This window comes from Ruegeria sp. HKCCA4812 (assembly GCF_013034245.1).
In the GTDB taxonomy this organism is placed as follows: domain Bacteria; phylum Pseudomonadota; class Alphaproteobacteria; order Rhodobacterales; family Rhodobacteraceae; genus Ruegeria.
Genome location: NZ_WQFQ01000001.1, coordinates 514,480 through 536,739 on the forward strand (window position 1 = coordinate 514,480; position 22,260 = coordinate 536,739).

The window sequence follows — 22,260 nt, forward strand, 5'->3', positions numbered from 1 at the left end:
TCACGCTCAGCCCGTCTTGTGGTGTCTCGCACCTCTTGCTATCACGCAGGCCTGATTGAGCAAGTTGGGACAAGACCATGCGCGCCGAAACCCAGAACACTGTGGCGGAAATCGAAAAGTCGCTGGAGCTGCTGGCGCAGCGCATGGACTATGAGACCGCGCCGCATCGCCTTGAGGAATTCAATGCGCGTGTCGAAGATCCCAACCTGTGGGACAATCCCGAAAAGGCGCAGAAACTGATGCGCGATCGGCAGATGCTGGTCGACGCGATCGAGACCTACGAGGCCATCAAAACAGATCTGAGCGACAATATCGAACTGATTGAGCTGGGCGAACTGGAAGAAGACGAAGAAGTTGTCCAGGACGCCGAAGCCGCGATCAAGGCGCTTCAGGCCAAGGCCGCGAAGAAAGAGCTTGAGGCCCTGCTTGACGGTGAGGCCGACAGCAACGACACCTTCCTCGAGATCAACTCGGGCGCGGGCGGAACCGAAAGCTGCGACTGGGCCTCGATGCTGGCGCGGATGTATGTGCGCTGGGCCGAGAAAAAAGGCTATACGGTCGAGCTTCAGTCCGAAACCCCGGGTGAAGAGGCAGGGATCAAATCCGCTGCGTACAAGATTTCCGGCCACAACGCCTACGGCTGGCTGAAATCCGAAAGCGGCGTACACCGGCTGGTGCGGATTTCGCCTTTTGACTCGGCGGCCAAGCGGCACACCTCGTTCTGTTCGGTCTGGGTTTATCCGGTGGTCGACGACAATATCGAGATCGAGGTGAACCCCGCCGATATCCGCATTGACACCTACCGGTCATCGGGTGCCGGTGGTCAGCACGTGAACACCACGGACTCGGCCGTACGGATCACGCACATTCCGACCGGGATTGTCGTGACCTCGTCCGAAAAGTCGCAGCACCAGAACCGCGATATCGCCATGAAGGCTCTGAAATCGCGCTTGTATCAACTGGAGCTGGACCGCCGGAACGCTGACATCAACGCGGCACACGAGGCCAAGGGGGATGCGGGCTGGGGCAACCAGATCCGGTCATATGTTTTGCAGCCCTACCAGATGGTCAAAGACCTGCGGACCAATTACGAGACCTCGGATACCAAGGGTGTTCTGGACGGCGATCTGGACGGCTTCATGGCGGCCACACTGGCCCTGAACGTGGCGGGCAAGAGCCGCTCCGAGGCCCAGGGCGACAGCTGAGGTGAAGCGTAACAGCCCTTTCCTGAACGTTCTGAAAGGGCATTGGCAGCTTATCCTCATCACGGCCCTGGTGTTTCTGCTTTGGAATACACCGGTTGCGGTGCCACTGAAGATACTGGTCGTCTTTCTGCATGAGTTGTCTCACGCGGTGACGATCCTGATGACGGGTGGCTCGGTCGAGAGCTTTTCGATCTCATCACAACAGGGCGGCGTTGTCGTCGGCCGGGGCGGCAATCGCTTTCTCAGCCTGTCTGCCGGGTATCTTGGTTCACTGGCGCTTGGCATGGCCCTTTTGATCCTTGCCTTGCGAACAAGGGCCGACCGCGCCGTTCTGGCGGGTTTTGGCGGCGTCATGTGTCTGGTGGCGGTGCTGTATATCCGCGACCCGTTCGCCCTTGTTTTCAGCATCGGAACCGGGGCTGCGATGATTGCTGCGGCGTGGTATCTGCGTCCCGATGCAAGCGATCTGGTGCTGCGTGTGATCGGATTGACCAGTATGATCTATGTCCCTTTCGACATCTTCGATGACACGATCCGACGGTCTGGCGCGCGCTCGGATGCATTCATGCTGGCCGAGGAATTCGGTGGCTCTGCCATGTTGTGGGGCGGGATCTGGCTGGTGCTCAGCTGCATCGTGATCGTTCTTTGCCTGCGCTACTGGCTTGGGGCTGACAGCAACCTGCATTTTCGCAGATCAGCGCGCTGACATTGCCGTCTGCGACGACGCTGAAAAGATACATCTAAACAGTGGGTTTAAATGATCCGAGCTGCCCGCTAGGCTGCCGGAAACGACAATGGATTGGCGTGTCATGGACCTGACCCGGATATCGGCAACACACCTTTTGAAACAGTTGGCCAACCGGCAGGTTTCAGCCTCGGACGTGATGCAGGCCACGCTGGATCGCATCGCCAAGGTCAATGGTGAGGTGAATGCCATCGTGGCGCTGAGGGATTCAGATGGTTTGATGGCTGAGGCGAAGGCCTGTGACGACGGCCCGATCACCGGCCCGCTGCACGGTCTTCCAATCGCAGTCAAGGATCTTGTGAATGTGGCGGGTGTCGCCTCGTCGCAAGGATCACCTGTTTTTCAAGACCACGTGCCAGCCAGCGACGATCTGATCGCCGCCCGGATGCGGCAAGCCGGTGCCATCCTGATCGGCAAAACCAATACGCCGGAATTTGGGCTGGGATCGCACACGTTCAATCCGGTCTATGGGGCAACGCGCAACCCTTATGATGCCAATCGTACCTGCGGTGGCTCATCCGGCGGGGCGGCGGTTGCTTTGGCGACGGGCATGGTTGCGCTGGCCGATGGCTCGGACATGATGGGCAGCTTGCGCAACCCTGCCGCCTGGAACAACGTTTATGGCTTTCGGCCAAGCTGGGGCAGGGTGCCTTCCGATCCCGTAGGGGACAGCTTTTTGCACCAGTTGTCGACACTGGGCCCCATGGCGCGCTGCCCCGTAGATCTGGGTGTTCTGCTTGATGTCATCTCGGGTCCGGACCCGCGCTTGCCGCTGGCCGTTGAAAGTGCGCCGGTGTCGCCGGTGACCGCCACAGATCTGCAAGGGCTGCGGATCGGGTGGCTTGGCGACTGGGGCGGCGCTTTTCCGACCGAGCCCGGTATTCTTGACATCTGTAAAGACGCGATGGACGTGTTCGAAACACGTGGCGCGCGGGTTGAGGACGTCGCCCCGCCTTTCGATGCCGAAAAACTCTGGACCAGCTGGATCACCCTGCGGTCGTTCAGCGTGGCCGCCGGGCTGGAACCCTTGGCGTCGCAAAAGGAAGATTTGAAAGACTCGGCACAATGGGAACTGGATCGGGGTTTGGCAATGAATGCAATGGAGGTGCACCACGCCAGTGTCATCCGCTCGGAATGGTTCCGTTGCGCGGCGAACCTGTTCGAACAGTTTGACGCGTTGGTTCTGCCGTCTGCTCAGGTCTGGCCGTTTTCGGTTGATTTGCCTTACCCGACAGAGATAGCGGGCCGGGCCATGGATACCTATCACCGATGGATGCATGTCACGATACCGGTCAGCCTGATCGGCCTGCCATGTCTTGCTGCGCCCGCGGGGTTTGGCACGCAGGGGCTGCCGATGGGGTTTCAATTGTTCGGGCCCAGAGGATCGGATCGGAAACTATTGTCAGTCGGTGCGGCTTACCACGCCGAAACCAATTGGCCGAACAAGAGGCCGGCGATGCAATAACGCCGGTCAGGGAGGAGGAAGACAACATGGACAAACCCTTTGGTGTTCCGGATATGCGACCGGTCGATACTGCTATGCTGCGGACTGCATTGCAGCGCGCCGGGGCCGACTTTCGCCGCGCACCGCTGTTCGGCCTTATTTTTGCGGGGTTTTACGTACTGTCCGGGTGGGCGATGGCATGGGTGACAATTCAGACCGGAACAACCTTTTGGCTGGTGCTGGCGGCCATCGGGTTTCCGCTGATCGGCCCGTTTGCCGCTGTTGGTCTGTACGAGGTGTCGCACAGGCTGGAACAAGGCGAGCCGCTCGACTTTGGCGCGATCTTCGGGGTCGTGATGCAGCAAAGCCGCCGACAATTGCCCTCGATCTGCGCGATCATAGTTGTCGTGTTTCTTTTCTGGTTTTTTCTGGGTCACATGATTTTTGCCCTGTTCATGGGGTTGGCGACGATGACCAACGTGTCGACCTCGCTTGAGGTGTTTCTGACATTGAATGGCCTGACAATGCTGGCCGTTGGCACGGCCGTCGGGGCGGTTTTTGCAACCGTTCTGTACATGATCACCGTTCTGTCGATCCCTCTGCTGCTGGACCGCGAGCTCGATTTCGTAACGGCCATGATCACCAGTTTTACTTACGTGTCAGAGAACTTTCCGGTGATGCTGGCCTGGGGTGCCTTCATCGCGGTGCTGACATTTCTGGCGATGGTGCCCTGGTTTCTGGGGCTGCTGGTGGTACTGCCTTTGCTGGGACATGCCAGTTGGCATCTGTACCGGCAGATCACGCAGAATGATGAAGAGGAAACACCAACCTGAGACGGTAGGTTACAGGTTCTGAGCCACATTGTTCGTCGACAATCGCGCAGCAGCAAAAATGGCCGTCGAGTCGTGCCCAAGGTATTTTAGCACAACGGGTTCGGGCGTTGTCGCATTTGTCGGGCTGATGACCGACCCACGCCAATGAACTGCCGTTCCCGTGGGGTCCGGAGAGATCAGATAGACCCGGCTGTTGTGACCTTCCCGCTGGGAGGTGAGCATATAGACAGTGTCACCGCTTGCGGCCGCTATCCCCTGTATTTCCCGCGCCTTCGGGGGTGCCTCGGGCATTGCCGCACGCGACACGTAACCACGGATCAACGTACATTGGGCCAAGGGGCGGGCGTGCAGCAGGGTCATCCGGTGTTCAGCCGACAGGCTTTCGATCACCGCGTAGAACCCGGGGGAAAACGGGGATTTCTCGATCGCATCCGCACCCGAGCCCAGAAACTCTGTCAGGGCCGGGGTTGCGGGGTGTTCTTCGATCTTCTCGATCTCGTCCAGCGGTTTCAGAAGAATGCGGGCATCGACATCGAAAAACCTGCATATACGGTCCAGCACATCCGGTCTGGGTACGCTTTCACCGGAAAGATATCTGTTGAACTGGGTACGGTTTACGCCAAGTTGTCGGCACAGCGCCGAGATCGAGCGATATCGCTTTGCCAATTGCCGAAGATTCGCACCAAACATTGCGCGAATCTCAGCCGGACTACGAATATCGTCAGTCATGGGTGCCCACGTCTTGCTTAGTTTCTGAAAGAAACCATCGTCGCACTGAAGCCGAAGCCCGGTGCATTGTAAAAATCGTACAGAATGACCCCAAGCAACGTATCCCCACGTCGCGTTGCAGCTTCGAGGCTAACGCCCTCATGTGTAAAGGCAATAGGCTTTATCTGAAAATGCCTGATCTTTTTCGGGAAAAGCCGACCTTATTGCAATTATAGCGCATTCAGATCGCAAGAGTTGAATTTGAAAGGACCAGCCACCCTAAAAAGTGTTCCCGCCTTGGCTGCAAGACAAGTGCCAAGGCGGGACAGTTCGATCAATCGCCGCGCAGCAGGGCCGCCACGCCGGTACGCGCGATTTCCATCAGGCCCAGCGGGCGCATCAGGTCGGCAAATGCGTCGATCTTGTCGGGCGCACCGGTGATTTCGAAGATGAAGGAATTGAGTGTGCTGTCGACAACATTGGCGCGGAAGATATCGGCCAGTCGCAGGGCTTCGACCCGTTTATCGCCTTCGCCGACAACCTTGATGATCGCCAGTTCACGCTCGACCGAGGCGCCCTCGACCGTCAGATCATGCACATCACGCACCGAAACAATCCTGCCAAGCTGCGCCTTGATCTGTTCGATGACTTGGGGCGTGCCGGTGGTGACGATGGTGATGCGGCTCAGGTGGCCGGTATGATCAACCTCGGCCACCGTCAGGCTTTCGATGTTGTAACCACGACCCGAGAAAAGGCCGATGACACGGGCCAGCACTCCGGGCTCGTTTTCGACCAGAACCGCGATGGTATGGCGTTCCTGAACGTCCGAGAAGGTGGGCCGTAGGTTATAGGCCGAATGGCGGGTAGAGCCTTTTTTGATATGTAGGGCAGACATTTACGTCCCTTTCATCATCCTTGACAGGTTGGGTACAGCGCGGCACTCAACCAAATCCGTCGAATTTCGTTAAACCAGAACCGAACCTTTGGAGTCGATCACGCCCTGCGTCTCGGCCTCACCCAGCAGCATCTCGTTATGGGCCTTGCCCGACGGGATCATGGGGAAGCAGTTCTCGTGCTTTTCGACCAGACAGTCAAAGATCACCGGACCGTCGTAATTGATCATCTCCATGATCGCGTCATCCAGATCGGCGGGGTCGGAACACAGGATACCTTTGGCGCCAAAGGCCTCAGCCAGTTTCACGAAATCGGGCAGGGCCTCGGACCAGGAATGTGAATAGCGCTCGCCATGCAGCAGCTCCTGCCACTGACGGACCATGCCGAGGCGTTCGTTGTTCAGGATGAACTGTTTCACCGGCAGGCGGTACTGAACGGCGGTGCCCATTTCCTGCATGTTCATCAGCCAGCTGGCCTCGCCGGCGACATTGATCACCAGAGCATCCGGATGCGCCATCTGCACGCCGATCGAGGCGGGGAACCCATAGCCCATCGTGCCCAGACCACCCGATGTCATCCAGCGGTTGGGGTCTTCGAACCCAAGGTACTGCGCCGCCCACATCTGGTGCTGACCCACCTCGGTGGTGATGTAGCGATCATGCTTTTTTGTCAGTTCTTCAAGGCGTTGCAGCGCGTATTGCGGTTTGATCGACTTTTCGCTGTTGGTGAAGGCCAGGCAGTTGATCTTGCGCCACTCGGCGATCTGGTTCTGCCATTGTTTGACATTCGCGGCGTCCGTCTTGCGGCCGCGCGACTTCCAGATCTTCAGAATATCCTCGAGCACATGCGCCACATCGCCGACGATCGGGATGTCCACCCGGATGACCTTGTTGATCGAGGACGGGTCGATGTCGATATGCGCTTTTTTCGAGTTCGGCGAAAACGCATCGATACGCCCGGTGATCCGGTCATCGAACCGCGCACCGATATTGATCATCAGATCGCAATCATGCATCGCCATATTGGCCTCATAAAGGCCGTGCATGCCGAGCATTCCCAACCAATTTTCGCCCGAGGCGGGATAGGCGCCCAGACCCATCAGGGTTGAGGTGATCGGAAAGCCGGTCGCATCCACCAGTTCACGCAGCAACTGGCTGGCCGCGGGGCCGGAATTGATAACGCCGCCGCCGGTATAAAAGATCGGTTTCTTTGCGGTTTCCATCGCGGCAACCAGTTCGGTGATCTCTTCCAGATCTCCTTTCATCGCGGGTTGGTAATGCGAGGTCGAAGGTTTCGGGCTGGCATATTCGCCCGACGCGAACTGCACATCCTTCGGGATGTCGATCAGCACCGGGCCGGGGCGGCCCGAGGTGGCGACATGGAATGCCTCGTGCAGGGTTTCAGCCAGCGAGTCCGTGTCCTTCACCAGCCAGTTATGCTTGGTGCAGGGGCGGGTGATGCCTACGGTGTCGGCCTCCTGAAACGCATCCGATCCGATCATGAAGGTCGGGACTTGCCCGGTCAGAACAACGATCGGGATCGAATCCAGCAATGCATCGGTCAGACCGGTGACAGCATTGGTGGCACCGGGGCCTGACGTGACAAGCGCGACGCCCGGTTTTCCCGTCGATCGGGCATAGCCTTCGGCCGCGTGGATCGCGCCCTGTTCGTGACGCACCAGAATGTGGCGAATGTCGTTTTGCAGAAAGATCTCATCATAGATCGGTAGCACGGCGCCACCGGGGTATCCGAATACCGTGTCCACGCCCTGATCCTTGAGGGCCTGAACCACCATCTTTGCGCCGGTCATCTCACGTGTCATCTGCTTTGCTCCGTTCGCGACATGTGTCTTGCGTTCGACAAAAAAAAGCCCCCGATTTTTCGGAGGCGCATGGGTTCGATTATGGTTTACCGTTACCGGCCCATGCGCGTGGTTCCTACGATTACGACTAGCGTTCTCATCGCCAGAGGCTCCTTTTTGCTTGGAGGCGACATTATGGTCGGGGGGAAGGGGCGTCAACAGGCAATTGCACCAATTTTCTATCTCAGCGGCGGTATTTTGCGACATTTTATTGCGCAGATTGCCGCATGTCGGGAATTTCCGGGAATTCGACGTGAAAATTGGCCGTTTTGTGTGCGGATAAGGCGGTCTGAAAGCGTCAGGCCGATGTCCGAAACGGGCATGATCATTACTTTTTTCTGCGCCACGCTGAACGTGCAGGGGGTAAAACCCGGAGGCTTGAAATGTTGCAGGACCTGGTTGATCTTGGCCGCTATCCAATCGATCGTCCGGATTCACCGGCTTATGATCGGCTGATCGAGGATTTGAGACGCGAGTTGGAGCAGGATGGATGTGCCGTTCTGCCGGGTTTCGTGCACGAAGCAGGGGTCAAGCTTCTGGTGCAAGAAGCCGAGGGGGTAGCGCCCAAGGCGCACCGGTCCTTCAACAGAACCAACGCCTATTTCACGAAGGACGACCCAAGGCTTGGCATCGCTCATCCGATCCGCCGGTTCTATGATCGTTCGAACGCCTTTGTTCCGGCCGACAATCTTTCGAAATCCGGCCCGCTGCGGCGCATTTACGAGTTCGACGGCTTTCTTCCCTTTGTCCGCGATGCCCTGAATGAACTCGAAGACCGCTTTTTCCGCTACGATGACCCATTGGCGGACGTGATCATCAATGTCGTGGAAGAAGGGCAGGGCTTTCCCTGGCATTTCGACACCAACAACTACACCGTGACGCTGGCCATCCAGAACGGAGAGACGGGCGGCGCGTTCGAGTATGTGCCCAACCTGCGGACGGCGGAAAATGAAAACTTTGATCTGGTGGCCTCGGTTCTCGATGGGAACATGGGGCAGGTTCGCCGGCTGGAGCTGCGGCCGGGGGATTTGCAGATTTTCAAGGGCCGGTATTCACTGCACCGGGTCGCTCCGGTCAGAGGCAAGCGCCGTCGTTATGTCGGCATCTTTTCCTTTGTCGAGGCTGAAGGGATGTGTGGCGGTGTGGAACGGACGCAGCAATTGTATGGCCGCGTTTTGCCGCATCACTGCAAGCGCGCGGGGCTGCGAAAGGATCAATTGCTGGATTGAGTGTTCAACCTCGGTACAATGCATCTGTTTCCTGTCCGGAGAGTCAGATGCCCAAGATTTTGCAGCTTACACCATTTGTGTTGTGCTCGTCCCTGAAGGACCAGATCGACTTCTATTGTGATCGCCTTGGGTTCACCTGTGGGTTCATGCAAGACAATTATGCCTTTTTGAAACGTGGTCCTGTTGCGATCCGCCTTTTGGAGTGCCCACCCCGGGATGACGGCAAGCCATTGGGTGAAGAACACTCCTTCTATATCGATGTTGAAGACATTGATGGGCTTTATGACAGCCTGAGCGACCGATTGGCCGATCTGCCCGAAGGCCGTGTCAGGCCGCCGTTCAATCAGCCCTATAATCAGCGTGAATTCCACGTTCTGGACGAAGACGGGACATTGGTTTTTTTCGGAGAAGGTCTTTGACCCGGCGGGTACCGCTCCCACCCATCGTCAACACGCCTGTGGCGCGTATCCTCTGGTTGGGCCAGGCAGCGCTACGCGCTGCGGGCGCGTGCAGATCAGAAACCGACGCCAGTCCCTTGCAGCACGCCATGTTCCAAAGCGTAGCGTGTCAGCCCGGCGGTTGAAGATATGCCGAGTTTGCGCTTTATATTCTTGCGGTGCGTTTCGACCGTCCGCACGGAAATATCCAGCGTTTGCGCAACTTCCTTGTTGGATTTGCCCTGCGCTAGTTCCAGCAGAATGGTTTGTTCACGTCCGGTCAGCGCTTCGCGCACGTTGTCGCCCTTGGGTTTGAGCGATCCGCTGGCGCCGGTGCACAGATACTGTTCACCCCGCATCACCGCATCAATTGCCTGCTTGATCTCTTCAGTGGGAACGTCCTTGAGCACGTAACCTTTGGCACCGTGGCTGAGCGCGGTCGAGATATATTCCGGGCTGTCATGCATCGACAGGATCAGGATGCGCGTTTCCGGCAATCGTTCCAGGATGATTTCCGTGGCGCTGAGACCGCCGAGGCCGGGCATGTTCAGATCCATCAGGATCACATCCGGGGCAAGGTCAACAGCCTGATCCACTGCCGCCTGTCCGCTGCCAAGCGTACCGACAACTTGGATCTCATCATAGCTTTCAAGGATGGACTGGATGCCCTCGGCCACCATTGGATGGTCGTCGACGATAAGAACTCGGGTGCTTTCGGCGCTCATGTGCCGGCCTTTCGGTTCGGTGTTGCGTCTTCCTGCGGCGGCAGAAGGTGGCTCAGCGGCAGGCTGACTTCGATGACGGTGCCACCACGCGGTCCGCGTGATGACAGAATGCGCAGGGACCCGTCAAGCTGTTCGATGCGTTCTTGCATGTTGCGCAACCCGATCCCGGTGCTGGGGGTGCTGGGATCGGTCCGCATGCCCCGGCCATTGTCGGTGATCCGCATGGTTGCACCTTTCTTGTGCCCGCGCAGGTCTATCGTAACATGCGTGGCGCCAGAGTGGCGCTCGATATTGGTCAGCGCCTCTTGCGCGATGCGATACAGGGCAATCTTGCTGTCCTGATCCAGCCGGTTGCGGAACACCACGGTCGAGAATTCCGTCTCGATCCCGGTGCGGTCCCGGAAATCGTCGGTCAGAGCTTTCAGCGCTGGCCCAAGACCCAGATCGTCCAGTACGCCGGGGCGCAGGTCGCGACTGATGCGGCGGACCTCGGTGATGGCGGTGCCAAGATGGTCAATCCCTTTGTCCAGCGGATCGCGTGCGCCCGCGTCATCGCCGCGGGACAGGCGGCGCCGCGCGTTGTCCAGCGCATAGCGTACACCGACCAGAATCTGGCTGATGCCGTCATGCAGTTCGCGGGCAACGCGGCCTCGTTCCTCTTCCTGGGCATCGAAGACGCGCTGGGTCAGCTCCTTCAGCTTGGCGTCTGCAAGTCTGCGCTCGCGGATGTTCAGCAACATGCCAGATGCAAAGACAATGAGCACCGCCGCCACAACGATCGCGCCGATATACATGAAGGTGCGCTGAACGCGGGCCTCGACCTCGGCCCTGGCGTTGGCGACCGTTGCAACGATGTCGTCGATGAAGACTCCTGTTCCCACGACCCAGCGCCAGTCCTGAAGCCCGACGACATAAGCGATCATCTGTGCTTCCTCTCCGGTCGAGGGCTTTTGCCACATGAAGCTGTGCCAACCAGCCCCCTGGCGGGCGAGGCGGATGAACTCGTCAACGATCGGAGTGCCGTCGCTGTCCGTCAGCCCTTCCCAGTTTCGGTTGATGAACTGCGTCTGGCGGGGGCTGACCAGGTTGTTGCCGTCATAATCGTAGACAAAGAAGAACCCATCCTGGCCATAGATCATTGCCGACAGGATTTGGGACACTAGGTTTTTCGCGACCTCGTCATCAGGCTCGGCCCGGCCATAGATGTAGGCGAACCCGTTGCGCGCCTGCGTTACGTAGTTGCGCAACTCCTCCTTCTTGGCTTCGACCAGGCTGCGTTCCAGAGCTTCGATCTCACGCTCGGCGGTCGCGCGCGCCTCGTACGCCACAAGCACGGCAATTGCCGCCACGGCCACGACGAGCGGGATTGCGGCAACCAGTGACAATTTCTGCGCATAGGTCAGCGAGACCAGATGTCGGAGTCTTTGCATGGACGAATCGATACGCAAGCGGCGGCGAAAATGCAAAAAGATTGGGCTTTGTTCGGGGAATACAGAGATTATCGTCGGGGAAGACATGCTTTGCGGTCTGATTTCTTGCCGGAAATCGCAAAGAATCCGATTCTCTACGCAGTAGTAGGTATTCCCTTTCAGTTCGGTCACATTAGGCTGACGCGCACTGAATGCGACAGGTCCGGTTCTGCCGGGCCGTGACTATGAAGGGGAGGAACACTCATATGGATCGTCGTTCATTTCTGAAAAAATCCGCGCTGGGCGGTTCGGCTGCTGCAGCGACAGCATTGGCGGCACCGGCTTATGCTCAGGGCCAGCGTACCCTGACCATGGTGACCTCGTGGGGTCGTGGTCTGGCGGGCGTGTTTGACAGCGCGCAGCGTTGTGCCGACAGCATCAACGCCATGTCGGATGGCAGCCTGAATGTTGAAATCAAGGCGGCAGGCGAACTGGTTGGCGCCTTCGAAGTATTTGACGCGGTGTCGTCGGGTCAGGCGGACATGTATCATGCCGCTGACTATTACTTTGTGGGTCAGCACCCGGGTTATGCGTTCTTCACGGCCGTTCCTTTCGGCATGACTGCACAGGAACTGGTGAACTGGTACTATCATGACGGCGGTATGGAGCTGCATGACGAGCTGGGCGAAATCTTTGGCCTGAAGTCCTTCCTGGCCGGCAACACCGGTGCGCAGGCGGGTGGCTGGTACTCGAAAGAGATCAACAGCCCCGAAGACTTCAACGGTCTGAAGTTCCGTATGCCGGGTCTGGGCGGCAAGGCGCTGGGTAAACTGGGCGCATCGGTCCAAAACATTCCGGGGTCGGAAGTGTATCAGGCGCTGTCGTCCGGCGCGATCGACGGTACCGAGTGGATCGGTCCATGGGCCGACGAAAAGGCCGGCTTCCAGGAAATCACCAAGACCTACTACACTGCGGGCTTCCACGAGCCGGGCGCAGGTCTGTCGCTGGCAACCAACCGCGACGTGTTCAATGAACTGACCCCGGCACAGCAGAAGATCATCGAGATCGCTGCTGCCGAAGCGCACCAGTGGAACCTGGCCCAGTTCCTGGCCAACAACGGCGCAGCGCTGCAGCGCCTGCAGGCGGGTGGCGTCAAGGTTCTGGAATTCCCGGACAGTGTCTGGGACGCGTTCGGTCAGGCCAGCCAGGAAGTTCTGGACGAGAACATGGGCGATGAGCTGTTCAAGAAGATCCACGACAGCGCGATGACGTCGATGGCAGCATCGTCTGCTTGGAACAACCTGTCATCGGGTGTTTACACCGCTCAGCGCGACCGTGTTCGCGGCTAAGCCATTCTGATCCAAGAAAAACCGGTTCCCCCGCGTCGCGGGGGAGCCTTTCCCGTTGCGCTAAGGGGTTTGGGCAAGCAACAATAATCCCATGCACAACTGAGACGACCTGGGGACAACATGCAGGACGAAAACGGTATCTCGTTCTTCGGCGCCCTGTGGAATGGACTGGTCTGGTTCATTCAGAACATTGCCGAAGCCTTCTATAATTTCGGATACGCCATCACGCATCCGCAACTCTGGCTGGACTGGTCCGACAAGGCGTCGATCATGCGCTTTGTCTATTACGGTGGTTCGGTCGAGTTCTTCTTTGTGGTGTTCACGTTCTTTCTGGTTCTGACGGCCATCGGGCTGTACTACCGGAACTTCATGTGGGCCATCGTGCGGGGCCTTGAGGGGTTCGCCAATACCACCGGGCGCTTCTTTGCCTGGGCAGGCCTTTTGATGGTGATCCAGCAGATCGTGATCGTTTTCATGCAGCGGGTCTTTACCAGACCCGATATGTCCTTTGGTTTGGGTATCCCGTTCCAGATGGATATCAGCTGGTTCGCGGAAGAACTGAAGCTGTATAATGCGATGGTCGTGTGCCTGTGCTGTACCTACACATTCGTGCAGGGTGGGCATGTGCGTGTTGACCTCATTTATGCCGGCATCAGCCACCGTGCCAAACGGGTGGTTGATATGTGCGGTGCGGTTTTGTTCATGATGCCCATGGCGGTGCTGACCTGGATGTATGGCTGGTACTTCATGTGGCGGCATCTGATCGTGCCGAAGCCTTCGGCCAGTGACACGCTGGACCGGCTGGTGGCCAAGTCCCGCGCCCTGCGCTGGAACGTGGAAACCATCGGGTTCAGTCCCAACGGGTTCAATGGATACTTCCTGTTCAAGATCTTGCTGGTGGCTTTTGCCGCGATGGTGTTCTTGCACGCAATCGCATTCCTGTACCGCTCGTATCTTGAGTATGTGGAAGGGCCGGAAAGCACTGGAAAATACCTCGACAAGGACAGCCTTGGTGAGGGCGAAGAAGCCTATGAAGGCGCGCATTAAGGACGGAGACCAAGACAATGCTATTCGGACTTGATGGCGTCGAGATAGGCCTCATTATCGTATTCTTCTGCCTCTTTGGGGGCATCCTTTCCGGCTTCCCGGTGGCCTTTGCCATCGGTGGCGCCGGGGTGATTTCCTTCGGGATCATTGCCGCACTGGACAGCGCCGGGCTGTTGGTCCACCAGGCAATCGACACGGGCTCGCAAGCCTATCGGGATCTAGTGAATTCCGGGGTCAAAGCGGATGTGATTTCCGTGTTCCGATACCCGGAGTTACCGAGGATCGCCGAGCCGGTTTTTGTGCAAGGTTGGGAAACCGCGCTGGACCGCAACGTGTCGTTCATCGTCAATCGCATGAACGAACGTGTTCTGGCCGGTCAGTCCATCGAAACATTGCTGGCCGTGCTGATGTTCGTTCTGATGGGCATCACACTGGAGCGTTCAAAAATCGCGAACGACCTGTTGACGACGATGGCGCGCGTGTTTGGTCCACTGCCGGGTGGTCTGGCCGTGTCCATCGTGGTTGTGGGGGCATTTCTTGCGGCCTCTACCGGCATCGTTGGCGCGACCGTGGTGACCATGGGCCTGCTGGCGCTGCCAACCATGTTACGGAACAACTACTCGCCAGAGCTTGCAACGGGTGTGATCGCGGCCTCGGGTACGCTGGGGCAGATTATTCCGCCCTCGATCGTGATCGTTCTGCTTGGCACATTGGCGGGCGATTTGTACTCGACAGCGCAGGAGACGCGGGCAGTTGAGGCGGGATGTACCGATGCGCTGACCTATTTGGGAGAGCCGGCAGTTGTCTCGGTCGGAACCTTGTTCCAGGCGGCTCTTTTGCCGGGGATCCTTCTGGCCCTGCTTTATGCGTTGTATGCCTTTGGTTATGCATTGCTGAATCCCCATAAGGCACCTGCCGTGGCGCTTTCAGGCGGGTCGGGTGAGCCGATCACCCGGTCCGAAGGTTTGACTTGGCTGCTGGGCGCACCGGTTGCGCTGATCGTCGGCACCGTGTTGCTGGGCAATGTCGGCCTGATCGGCAGCCAGAACATTTCGGTCTCGGCTTTCTCGGACATCGGACAGGGCGCATCGTTGCGTACCAACGTGTCGGAAGAATGCAAGGTATCGATGATCGATCTGCATGGTCAGGCCGCCTGGGATCAGGCCGTCGCCGAGCAGGAAGCCATCGACGCCGCTGGCGGTGCAGCTGAGTCTCAGCGCCTGACCGAAGAAGAACTGGCCGCCGCACAACAGGAAATGATTGCATCAGCCGCACCAATTGGCACGGGTGTCGCGATCACCGTCGTGCTGTTGGGCCTCACTCTGGTGCTGGGTCGTGGCATCGCCCCCTCGCGTGCGCCACAGCCGCTTATCGTTGGTGCGATTGGTCTGCTGCTTATGGTGTTGGTCGATATTTTGCTGATTTCGCCCACGACATCTTCTGGGGCGACGTTCCTGTTGCTCGCGTTGCCATTTGCGCTGGCCATGTATGGTTGCAAGGAAGCCGCAGCGCGATGTGCGACCAATGACCTGATCCGCGTGGTCTTCCCGCCACTGGTTCTGATCATCGCGGTTCTGGGGTCGATCCTGGGTGGTGTGACCAACCCGACGCCGGCGGCTGCGCTGGGGGCGGGTGGCGCGATCATGCTGGCGGCCTATCGCAAGCTTCAGGATCAGGGGCGATCGGGCAAGGTGATCATCTGGTCGACCTTTGCCGTGATCATCGCCTTGCTGATGGGGGTCAACTTTGACCTGCGGGTCAATCAGGGCAATGTGACGTTGGAGACCTGGATCGCCTTCATCATCGCGTATGCAGCCTATCTGTATGCCTTGTTCGGGCTGCTGTTCGGGTGCTGGGTGCTGTATTCAAGCGGAGTTCTGACCCCGGTGGTGCGCGAGACGGCCAAGGTGACCTCGATGGTGTTTACCATCCTGATCGGATCCCAATTGCTGAACCTGGTGGTGATCTCGTTCGGAGGGGAGCACTATATCCAGCAATTCCTGAAGAGTTTTGACAACGAGTTCACGGTCTTTCTGATCGTGATGCTGGTGTTGTTCATTCTGGGCTTCGTGCTGGATTTCCTCGAGATCATCTACATCGTGATCCCGATCGTGGGGCCGGTGATCTATGGCGGGTCGTTCGACCCGAAATGGGTGACGATCATGGTGGCGGTGAACCTGCAAACATCCTTCCTAACACCACCGTTCGGGTTCGCGTTGTTCTACTTGCGAGGGGTTGCGCCGAAGGAAGTGACGACGGGCCATATCTATCGCGGGATCATTCCGTTTGTTCTCATCCAGGTGGTAGGGATCGCAATTCTGTGGTTCTTCCCGGCGATTGTCACGATCGTACCGGACCTGATCCCGAACTGATCCGGATCATCAAAATGCAAAAGGGGGCCTGTCGGCCCCCTTTTTCTTGTTTGTTGCAGGGAAGGGGCCAGCCCCTTCTTGCCCTGCGGCCAATTCATCCCCGGGATATTTGGGGCCAGATGAAGAAGCGGATCAGGTGAATTGGATCAGATCCCAGCGGTTGCCATAAGGATCGCGCCAGACGGCGACTGTGCCATAGGATTCAAAGCGGGGAGTTTCTTCGAAATGGACCCCGTTGGCACGCATCTGTGTGTAGTCGCGTTGGAAATCATCGGTTTGAAGGAAAAAGCCCACACGGCCGCCGGTCTGGTTGCCGATGGCGGCGCGTTGCTCGGGCCCGTCGGCTTTGGCCAGAAGAAGGCCGCCGCCGTCTGAACCCGGCGGTGTGATCAGGACCCAGCGTTTTCCGCCCCCGAGATCGATGTCCTTCAAGAGCTGGAAGCCAAGTCTTCCCGTATAAAACGCAAGTGCGTCATTGTAATCCGGCACCACGAGGGTGACGGCGTGCAGGTTCTGTTTCATCGGATGGTCAGCCCTTGGTGGGGTGGCGGTCGGGAAGCTGGATATTGGCCACTTGCTCGGCAATCGGAGCGGTGGACAGGGGGTGCCGTGAGGAAGAGCAGAAGGTATCAGGATCTGTGATCTTTTGCCATTCGCCCTGAACATAGGCCTCAAGCCCAGAGAATTTTGCCTTGTAGCCCATCTTGGGGCTGCCGGGGACCCAATAGCCCAAGTAGATATAGGGCAGGCCAGCTTCGCGCGCGATCTGGATATGGTCCAGGATCATATAGGTGCCCAGAGAATTCTGAGGCTGGTTCGGATCGTAGAAAGAGTAGACCATGCTCAGCCCATCATCGAGCACGTCGGTCAGGCTGACAGCGATCAGGTCGCCGGTCTCAGGATCTGCATACTCCACCACTCGGCTTCGAATCGGGGTTTCCTCGATCATTGCCGCAAATTCGAACACGTCCATGTCGGCCATGCCGCCATCGGCGTGTCGGGTATCAAGATAGCGGCGGAACAGCTCATACTGCTCGTCCGTGGCCCAGGGCGATGTGGCGCGGCGTTGCAGATATCCGTTGCGTTTCACCGCGCGTTTCTGGCTTTTTGTCGGGCGGAAAGCCGATACGTCGATCCGAGCGGACAGGCAGGCCGCGCAATCTGTGCAGGAAGGGCGGTAGAGTACATTCTGCGATCGGCGAAACCCCTGCTGCGACAGGGAATTGTTCAACTGTTCCGCACCTTCGCCCTGAAGCGCGGTGAACAGCTTACGCTCCATCCTGCCATCGAGATAGGGGCAGGGTTGCGGGGCCGTGACATAGAATTGTGGCGCAATTGGCAGCGTGTGTCGCATGAAGTTCCCAGATAGCCTCGGGAGGGATGATAGCAACCGTTCCCGAGGCCGCCAAGTGTTTCGCGCAACCGCGTGTCAGGCCCGTCGATTGATCATGACCGTGCCCAGAAAACTGTCGGTCAGACCCTGGCCGCGGGCGCTGGTCAACATCATGATCACCGAGATGATCTGGATCACCGCAAACGCCATGCTGACGAAATAACCGGCAGTGTGGGCGATGGCCTTGCCCATATCCATTCGTTCTCCGAATGCGTCGCGCAATTCGATTCCCATGAACCGCATGCCCAGTGTGGCCGAGCCGTTCGTGATGGTTACTACGCGATAGACAAAGCTGATCACGGCATAGATCACTGCCAGAAAAAACAGACCGAGGCCTGCGCTCAACAGGATCGCCACGGTGCAGAGCAGCGAGATGAAGGCGATATCAAACAACCAAGCGACAAAGCGTTTGCTTGTTACCGAGTTGTAGAATTCTGGTTGGGTATCCGGGTCAGGCAGGTGGTTCATTCATCAGGTCCGAAAAAAATGGGTCAGGGTACCCTGTCCCGGAATGCCGGGACAGGGCAAGGTCAATCAGGCGGGCTTGCCATTTCCGTCGTCTTCATGGTTCTCGCGGGCGCGTTCGTCCATGAACTCGTCGAACTCCGCCTTGTCCTTGGCATCGCGCAGGCGGCGCAGGAATGCCTCGAAGTCCTGCTGTTCGCGTTCAAGGCGGGCCAGTGTATCTGCCTTGTAGGCGTCAAACGCGCTGTTGCCGGATGGTTTCATCGCGCTCATGTGGCTGTGCCAGGATTTGCGGCGGCTGCAGGATTTGCTGAACATGCGTTTGCTCCAGATCATGTAAGCCAGAAGGGCCAGGCCAACCGGCCAGAAGAAGATAAAACCAAGGACCATGGCGGCGATCCAGGCCCCTTTGCCTTTGTCATCCAGCCAGGCCTCGATTCGATAAAGCCATCCCGGATTCGCGGGGACGGCGGGGTCGGACAATGCGGTCATTTGAGCTCTCCAGGGTTGATGTAAACTCTTTTCACATTGCTTAGATGGGGTCGTGGGCGGGGGTTGCAAGGGGTCAATGTAAAAAAGGTTTACATTCAGCAAGCCGGTTGACGGTGAGCGTCATCAGCCGCAGGTTGCGGAAATGGATATGACAGAACACAAAACGGCACCTGCGCTGAGTGAGATTCTGAATTTGGAAAAGCAGGTCTGGATGGCGCTGGTCGAGGGCAACGCTATCGCGGACCGGGCGTTGCTGAGCGCGGATTTTCTTGGGGTCTATCCGACGGGATTTGCCAATCGTGACGATCATGTCGGCCAATTTGCAGATGCTCCGACGATGGCCGAGTTCGAACTGAGCGACGCGAGATTGCGTGTTCTGACACCGGATATCGTCTTGCTGTCCTACAAGGCCGATTACCTGCGCCCGGGTGCGACAACGCGCGAGGCGATGCTGATTTCTTCTTTGTGGGAACGCAGAAACGACGTTTGGGTCAACAGTTTCAGTCAGGACACGCCGGTTCAGAACACCTGATCAGAATGCCTCATTGACGATCACGCGCCGCGATGCGCAGTTTGCGCCCATGACAGACGTTTTAGCCATTTCAAGACTACCGCGCGCTTTCGATCCATCCCTGGGGGCCGAAGCGCGGGCCCTGATGCCTGATTTGCCGGCCGAGATGGCGGATTTGGTGGCGGGCACCGCCGGTTCCAGCCCCTATCTGAAAAGCCTGATCGAACAAGAGAAGGGCTGGCTGCCCGAGGCCCTGATGCACCCGGATCAGGCATTGGCCGACGTCATGGCTGCTGCGCGTGATCTGCCGCCGGATCAGTTGAAACCCGGATTGCGGCAGGCCAAGCGGCGAATGGCTCTGCTTACGGCGTTGGCCGATATTGCAGGTGCGTGGCCATTGGAGAAGGTCACGGCGGCCCTGACCGATTTCGGTGCGCTGGCCGCGGATGTTGCCGCCAAGGCCGAGATCGCGACACTGATCCGGCGCAAGAAGCTGCCGGGCATGACCGAGGATGATGTCGAAACCGCAGCCGGCCTGGTCATATTGGCGATGGGCAAGATGGGCGCGCATGAGCTGAACTACAGCTCGGATATCGATCTGATCGTCCTGTTTGATGAGACGCGCTTTGACCCCGATGACTTTTACGAGGCCCGGCAGAGCATGGTTCGGGCCACGCGCAACTTCTGTGCGACGTTGAGCGAGAAGACGGCGGATGGCTATGTGTTCCGAACGGATCTGAGGCTGCGCCCCGACCCGGCCGTGACACCGGTTTGCATGGCGATGGAGGCCGCCGAGCGGTATTACGAAAGCCTCGGTCGCACGTGGGAGCGTGCGGCTTACATCAAGGCGCGGCCCTGCGCCGGGGATCTGGATGCGGGGCAGCGTTTCCTGGACGGCTTGCGCCCCTTTGTCTGGCGCCGCCATCTGGACTTTGCCGCCATTCAGGACGCCCATGACATGCGCCTGCGCATCCGGGAAAACAAAGGGACAGGCGGGTCTTTGTCGATCCCCGGTCACGACATGAAACTGGGGCAGGGCGGTATCCGCGAGATCGAGTTTTTCACGCAAACCCGCCAGTTGATCGCGGGCGGGCGGGACGCTGACCTGCGGGTACGAGGCACGGTTCCCGGGCTGGCGGCGCTGGCGGCAAAAGGCTGGGTGCCACAGGATGTGGCGGACAAGCTGACCGATCATTACCGCGCGCACCGCGAAGTCGAACATCGCATCCAGATGATTCATGATGCGCAGACCCACAAGGTGCCGAACTCACCCGACGGGATCGAACGCGTCGCCTGCCTGATGGGGATCAGCAGTGCCGAGTTGACGCAGGACCTGAAAAACCGTCTGACCGAAGTGCATGAGCTGACCGAAGGGTTCTTTGCCCCCGGACCTGGTGCAGCGCCCGCCCATGTACAGGATGTGGAGTTCGACAAGAACGTTCTGGCCCGATGGACGACATATCCGGCCCTCAGGTCCCAGCGCGGCGCGCGGATTTTCGAACGTCTGCGCCCCGAACTGCTGTCACGTCTGGCCAAAACCGCCAAGCCCGACGAAGCATTGTTGGCTTTGGACGGGTTCCTGGCGGGCCTGCCCGCCGGGGTGCAGCTGTTTTCGCTGTTCGAGGCGAATCCGCAACTGATCGACTTGCTGATCGATATCGTCGGAACCTCGCATGCTCTGGCTTCGCACCTGTCCCGCAACGCGTCGGTGTTTGATGCGGTGATCGGGGGCAGTTTCTTTGCGGATTGGCCCGGGCAAGAGGCGTTGCAAGCGGAATTGACGCAGGCTTTGTCGGAAGAAACGGATTATGAAACCCAGCTTGATCTTGCCCGGCGCTGGTGCAAGGAATGGCATTTCCGGGTCGGCGTGCATCACCTGCGCGGCCTAATCGACGGGGTTCGGGCAGGTCGGCAATATGCCGATCTTGCGCAGTCGGTCATCGCGGCCATCCTGCCGCATGTCACCGAAAATTTCGCCCGCAAACACGGCCCTGCACCGGGGCGCGGCGCTGCCGTGCTTGGGATGGGGTCGCTGGGGGCAGGCCGGATCAACTCGCAATCCGATCTGGACATGATCGTCATCTACGATCCTTTGGATCAGGACATGTCTGACGGTCCGCGCCCTTTGGCCACGCGCACGTATTATGCGCGGTTCACGCAGGCCCTGATCACGGCATTGTCCGCGCCGATGTCGCAAGGACGCTTGTATGAGGTCGATATGCGATTGCGTCCCTCGGGCAATCAGGGGCCGGTTGCGACCAGTTGGGCCAGCTTTGTCAATTACCAGCGGAACGAAGCCTGGGTGTGGGAGCATCTGGCCCTGACCCGCGCGCATGTTGTTGCCGGGGATGCCGGACTGGCCGAGGAAATCGAAGCCTTCCGCACCGAGTTTCTGTCGCACCCGCGAGAGCAGGGGAATGTTCTGCGCGAAGTGGCCGAGATGCGGTCACGCCTGGCCGCGGCCAAGGCGCCCGCCGGCATCTGGGACGCCAAGAACGGCCCCGGCCGGCTGATGGATATCGAATTGATGGCCGAAACCGGTGCTTTGCTGGCAGGGTCCGCGCAGCGCGATGTCGCGTCGGGTCTGGATGGTGCCGTCGCAGCCGGGTTGCTGGATGTCGCGCAGGCGCAATCTCTGAAAGACTGCTATGACCTATTCTGGTCGGTGCAATGCGCCGCGCGGTTGCTGTCGGGCAAGACAATCGAAGCCGACAAGATCGGGGAAGGCGGTACGGCATTTTTGTGCCGCGCCACCGGGTTCGAACAGGTCGAGGCGTTGCAGGCGGCATTGCAGGAATGTTACACGACCGCGGCCGATCTGATCGGCGGCGTGATCAAGGGGGAAGAAGATGGCGCGCAGCAGTGATCCCAACGACCACAAAGGTCTGATCCGCGAAGCCTATCGAATCGACGGCATCACCCTGCCAGAGTGCCGCAGCATCTTTTTGGACTGGGCGCTGAGCCTTCCTGCGGATCGCGACCAGAACACGGCGCTGGCCGAGCTGCACGCGGGCTATGCCGAGCAGAACCCCGATCATCCGATGACACAGGTTCTGACCGAAGGCCTTCAGACGGCAAAGGCCCCAAAACGCCGCGGCGGTTGGCGATCCCGTAACCGCTAGGGCTTTCCCACCGGCGCGT

At 58.7% G+C, this 22,260-nt stretch carries 22 protein-coding genes; 13 read left to right on the top strand and 9 right to left on the bottom strand.

From position 1 onward, the window contains the following. Positions 1 to 77 precede the first annotated feature (77 nt). The 4 genes from prfB (at position 78) to GOW04_RS02585 (ending at position 4,227) form a co-directional block, all read left to right on the top strand. Positions 78 to 1,205: a peptide chain release factor 2 gene (gene prfB / locus GOW04_RS02570; RefSeq protein WP_171228125.1), complete on the top strand. Its 1,128-nt coding sequence runs from the start codon at positions 78 to 80 to the stop codon at positions 1,203 to 1,205. A gap of 1 nt (position 1,206) precedes the next feature. Then, the gene (locus GOW04_RS02575; RefSeq protein WP_371814344.1) at positions 1,207 to 1,911 is read left to right on the top strand and encodes a M50 family metallopeptidase; all 705 of its coding nucleotides are present in this window, start codon (positions 1,207 to 1,209) and stop codon (positions 1,909 to 1,911) included. A gap of 103 nt (positions 1,912 to 2,014) precedes the next feature. Continuing rightward, complete coding sequence (locus GOW04_RS02580; protein WP_171232025.1) at positions 2,015 to 3,415, top strand: amidase; 1,401 nt, start codon at positions 2,015 to 2,017, stop codon at positions 3,413 to 3,415. 26 nt (positions 3,416 to 3,441) lie between these two features. Further along, a complete protein-coding gene (locus GOW04_RS02585; RefSeq protein ID WP_171231461.1) occupies positions 3,442 to 4,227 on the top strand; it encodes a DUF2189 domain-containing protein in 786 nt (261 codons plus the stop codon). Between the two features lie 9 nt (positions 4,228 to 4,236). Here the strand turns inward: GOW04_RS02585 and GOW04_RS02590 are convergent, their stop codons facing one another. From GOW04_RS02590 to GOW04_RS02600, 3 genes are all read right to left on the bottom strand, one after another. Next, positions 4,237 to 4,956: a helix-turn-helix domain-containing protein gene (locus tag GOW04_RS02590; RefSeq protein WP_171115460.1), complete on the bottom strand. Its 720-nt coding sequence runs from the start codon at positions 4,954 to 4,956 to the stop codon at positions 4,237 to 4,239. Positions 4,957 to 5,269: 313 nt separating this feature from the next. Beyond that, the gene (gene ilvN / locus GOW04_RS02595; protein ID WP_117868667.1) at positions 5,270 to 5,830 is read right to left on the bottom strand and encodes an acetolactate synthase small subunit; all 561 of its coding nucleotides are present in this window, start codon (positions 5,828 to 5,830) and stop codon (positions 5,270 to 5,272) included. 69 nt (positions 5,831 to 5,899) lie between these two features. Continuing rightward, positions 5,900 to 7,651: an acetolactate synthase 3 large subunit gene (locus tag GOW04_RS02600; protein ID WP_152458271.1), complete on the bottom strand. Its 1,752-nt coding sequence runs from the start codon at positions 7,649 to 7,651 to the stop codon at positions 5,900 to 5,902. Positions 7,652 to 7,720: 69 nt separating this feature from the next. Here GOW04_RS02600 and GOW04_RS02605 point away from each other — a divergent pair, with 69 nt between their 5' ends. From GOW04_RS02605 to GOW04_RS02615, 3 genes are read left to right on the top strand one after another with little or no spacing between them, the layout of a single operon-like run. Further along, complete coding sequence (locus tag GOW04_RS02605) at positions 7,721 to 8,146, top strand: hypothetical protein (protein WP_171231462.1); 426 nt, start codon at positions 7,721 to 7,723, stop codon at positions 8,144 to 8,146. Continuing rightward, positions 8,074 to 8,919, top strand: a complete 846-nt coding sequence (locus tag GOW04_RS02610; protein WP_171231463.1) for a 2OG-Fe(II) oxygenase — start codon at positions 8,074 to 8,076, stop codon at positions 8,917 to 8,919. Before GOW04_RS02605 ends, GOW04_RS02610 begins: the two co-directional genes overlap by 73 nt. A gap of 47 nt (positions 8,920 to 8,966) precedes the next feature. Beyond that, positions 8,967 to 9,338 (top strand): VOC family protein, encoded by a 372-nt coding sequence (locus GOW04_RS02615; protein ID WP_171231464.1) that lies wholly within the window; start codon positions 8,967 to 8,969, stop codon positions 9,336 to 9,338. Positions 9,339 to 9,433: 95 nt separating this feature from the next. Here GOW04_RS02615 and GOW04_RS02620 read toward each other — a convergent pair whose 3' ends face one another. Both GOW04_RS02620 and GOW04_RS02625 read right to left on the bottom strand, forming a co-directional pair. After that, on the bottom strand, positions 9,434 to 10,081 hold the full coding sequence (locus GOW04_RS02620) for a response regulator transcription factor (protein WP_171231465.1): 648 nt from the start codon (positions 10,079 to 10,081) through the stop codon (positions 9,434 to 9,436). Further along, positions 10,078 to 11,511, bottom strand: a complete 1,434-nt coding sequence (locus GOW04_RS02625) for a cache domain-containing protein (protein ID WP_152458267.1) — start codon at positions 11,509 to 11,511, stop codon at positions 10,078 to 10,080. Before GOW04_RS02625 ends, GOW04_RS02620 begins: the two co-directional genes overlap by 4 nt. 245 nt (positions 11,512 to 11,756) lie before the next feature. On the opposite strand from GOW04_RS02625, the gene GOW04_RS02630 reads away from it, so the two are divergent. The 3 genes from GOW04_RS02630 (at position 11,757) to GOW04_RS02640 (ending at position 16,258) form a co-directional block, all read left to right on the top strand. Beyond that, complete coding sequence (locus tag GOW04_RS02630; protein ID WP_117868673.1) at positions 11,757 to 12,839, top strand: TRAP transporter substrate-binding protein; 1,083 nt, start codon at positions 11,757 to 11,759, stop codon at positions 12,837 to 12,839. A 120-nt stretch (positions 12,840 to 12,959) separates the two neighbouring features. Beyond that, on the top strand, positions 12,960 to 13,886 hold the full coding sequence (locus tag GOW04_RS02635) for a TRAP transporter small permease subunit (protein ID WP_171228130.1): 927 nt from the start codon (positions 12,960 to 12,962) through the stop codon (positions 13,884 to 13,886). A 17-nt stretch (positions 13,887 to 13,903) separates the two neighbouring features. Next, a complete protein-coding gene (locus GOW04_RS02640) occupies positions 13,904 to 16,258 on the top strand; it encodes a TRAP transporter large permease subunit (protein WP_171231466.1) in 2,355 nt (784 codons plus the stop codon). A 132-nt stretch (positions 16,259 to 16,390) separates the two neighbouring features. On the opposite strand, the gene GOW04_RS02645 is transcribed toward GOW04_RS02640, so the two are convergent. From GOW04_RS02645 to GOW04_RS02660, 4 genes are all read right to left on the bottom strand, one after another. Then, complete coding sequence (locus GOW04_RS02645) at positions 16,391 to 16,780, bottom strand: VOC family protein (RefSeq protein ID WP_171231467.1); 390 nt, start codon at positions 16,778 to 16,780, stop codon at positions 16,391 to 16,393. 7 nt (positions 16,781 to 16,787) lie between these two features. Continuing rightward, complete coding sequence (locus tag GOW04_RS02650; RefSeq protein ID WP_171204924.1) at positions 16,788 to 17,612, bottom strand: arginyltransferase; 825 nt, start codon at positions 17,610 to 17,612, stop codon at positions 16,788 to 16,790. A gap of 75 nt (positions 17,613 to 17,687) precedes the next feature. Beyond that, on the bottom strand, positions 17,688 to 18,119 hold the full coding sequence (locus tag GOW04_RS02655; RefSeq protein ID WP_171115477.1) for an RDD family protein: 432 nt from the start codon (positions 18,117 to 18,119) through the stop codon (positions 17,688 to 17,690). Between the two features lie 66 nt (positions 18,120 to 18,185). Continuing rightward, entirely contained in the window at positions 18,186 to 18,608 is a 423-nt protein-coding gene (locus tag GOW04_RS02660; protein WP_171228134.1) for a DUF2852 domain-containing protein, read from the bottom strand. Positions 18,609 to 18,756: 148 nt separating this feature from the next. Here GOW04_RS02660 and GOW04_RS02665 point away from each other — a divergent pair, with 148 nt between their 5' ends. The 3 genes from GOW04_RS02665 to GOW04_RS02675 are packed head-to-tail and all read left to right on the top strand — an operon-like array spanning position 18,757 to position 22,241. Further along, a complete protein-coding gene (locus GOW04_RS02665) occupies positions 18,757 to 19,140 on the top strand; it encodes a nuclear transport factor 2 family protein (protein ID WP_254430051.1) in 384 nt (127 codons plus the stop codon). A 49-nt stretch (positions 19,141 to 19,189) separates the two neighbouring features. Further along, positions 19,190 to 21,985, top strand: a complete 2,796-nt coding sequence (locus GOW04_RS02670) for a glutamine-synthetase adenylyltransferase (protein WP_171231469.1) — start codon at positions 19,190 to 19,192, stop codon at positions 21,983 to 21,985. Then, positions 21,969 to 22,241: a hypothetical protein gene (locus GOW04_RS02675; RefSeq protein ID WP_152458258.1), complete on the top strand. Its 273-nt coding sequence runs from the start codon at positions 21,969 to 21,971 to the stop codon at positions 22,239 to 22,241. The genes GOW04_RS02670 and GOW04_RS02675 overlap by 17 nt, the downstream gene beginning before the upstream one ends. Positions 22,242 to 22,260 lie beyond the last annotated feature (19 nt).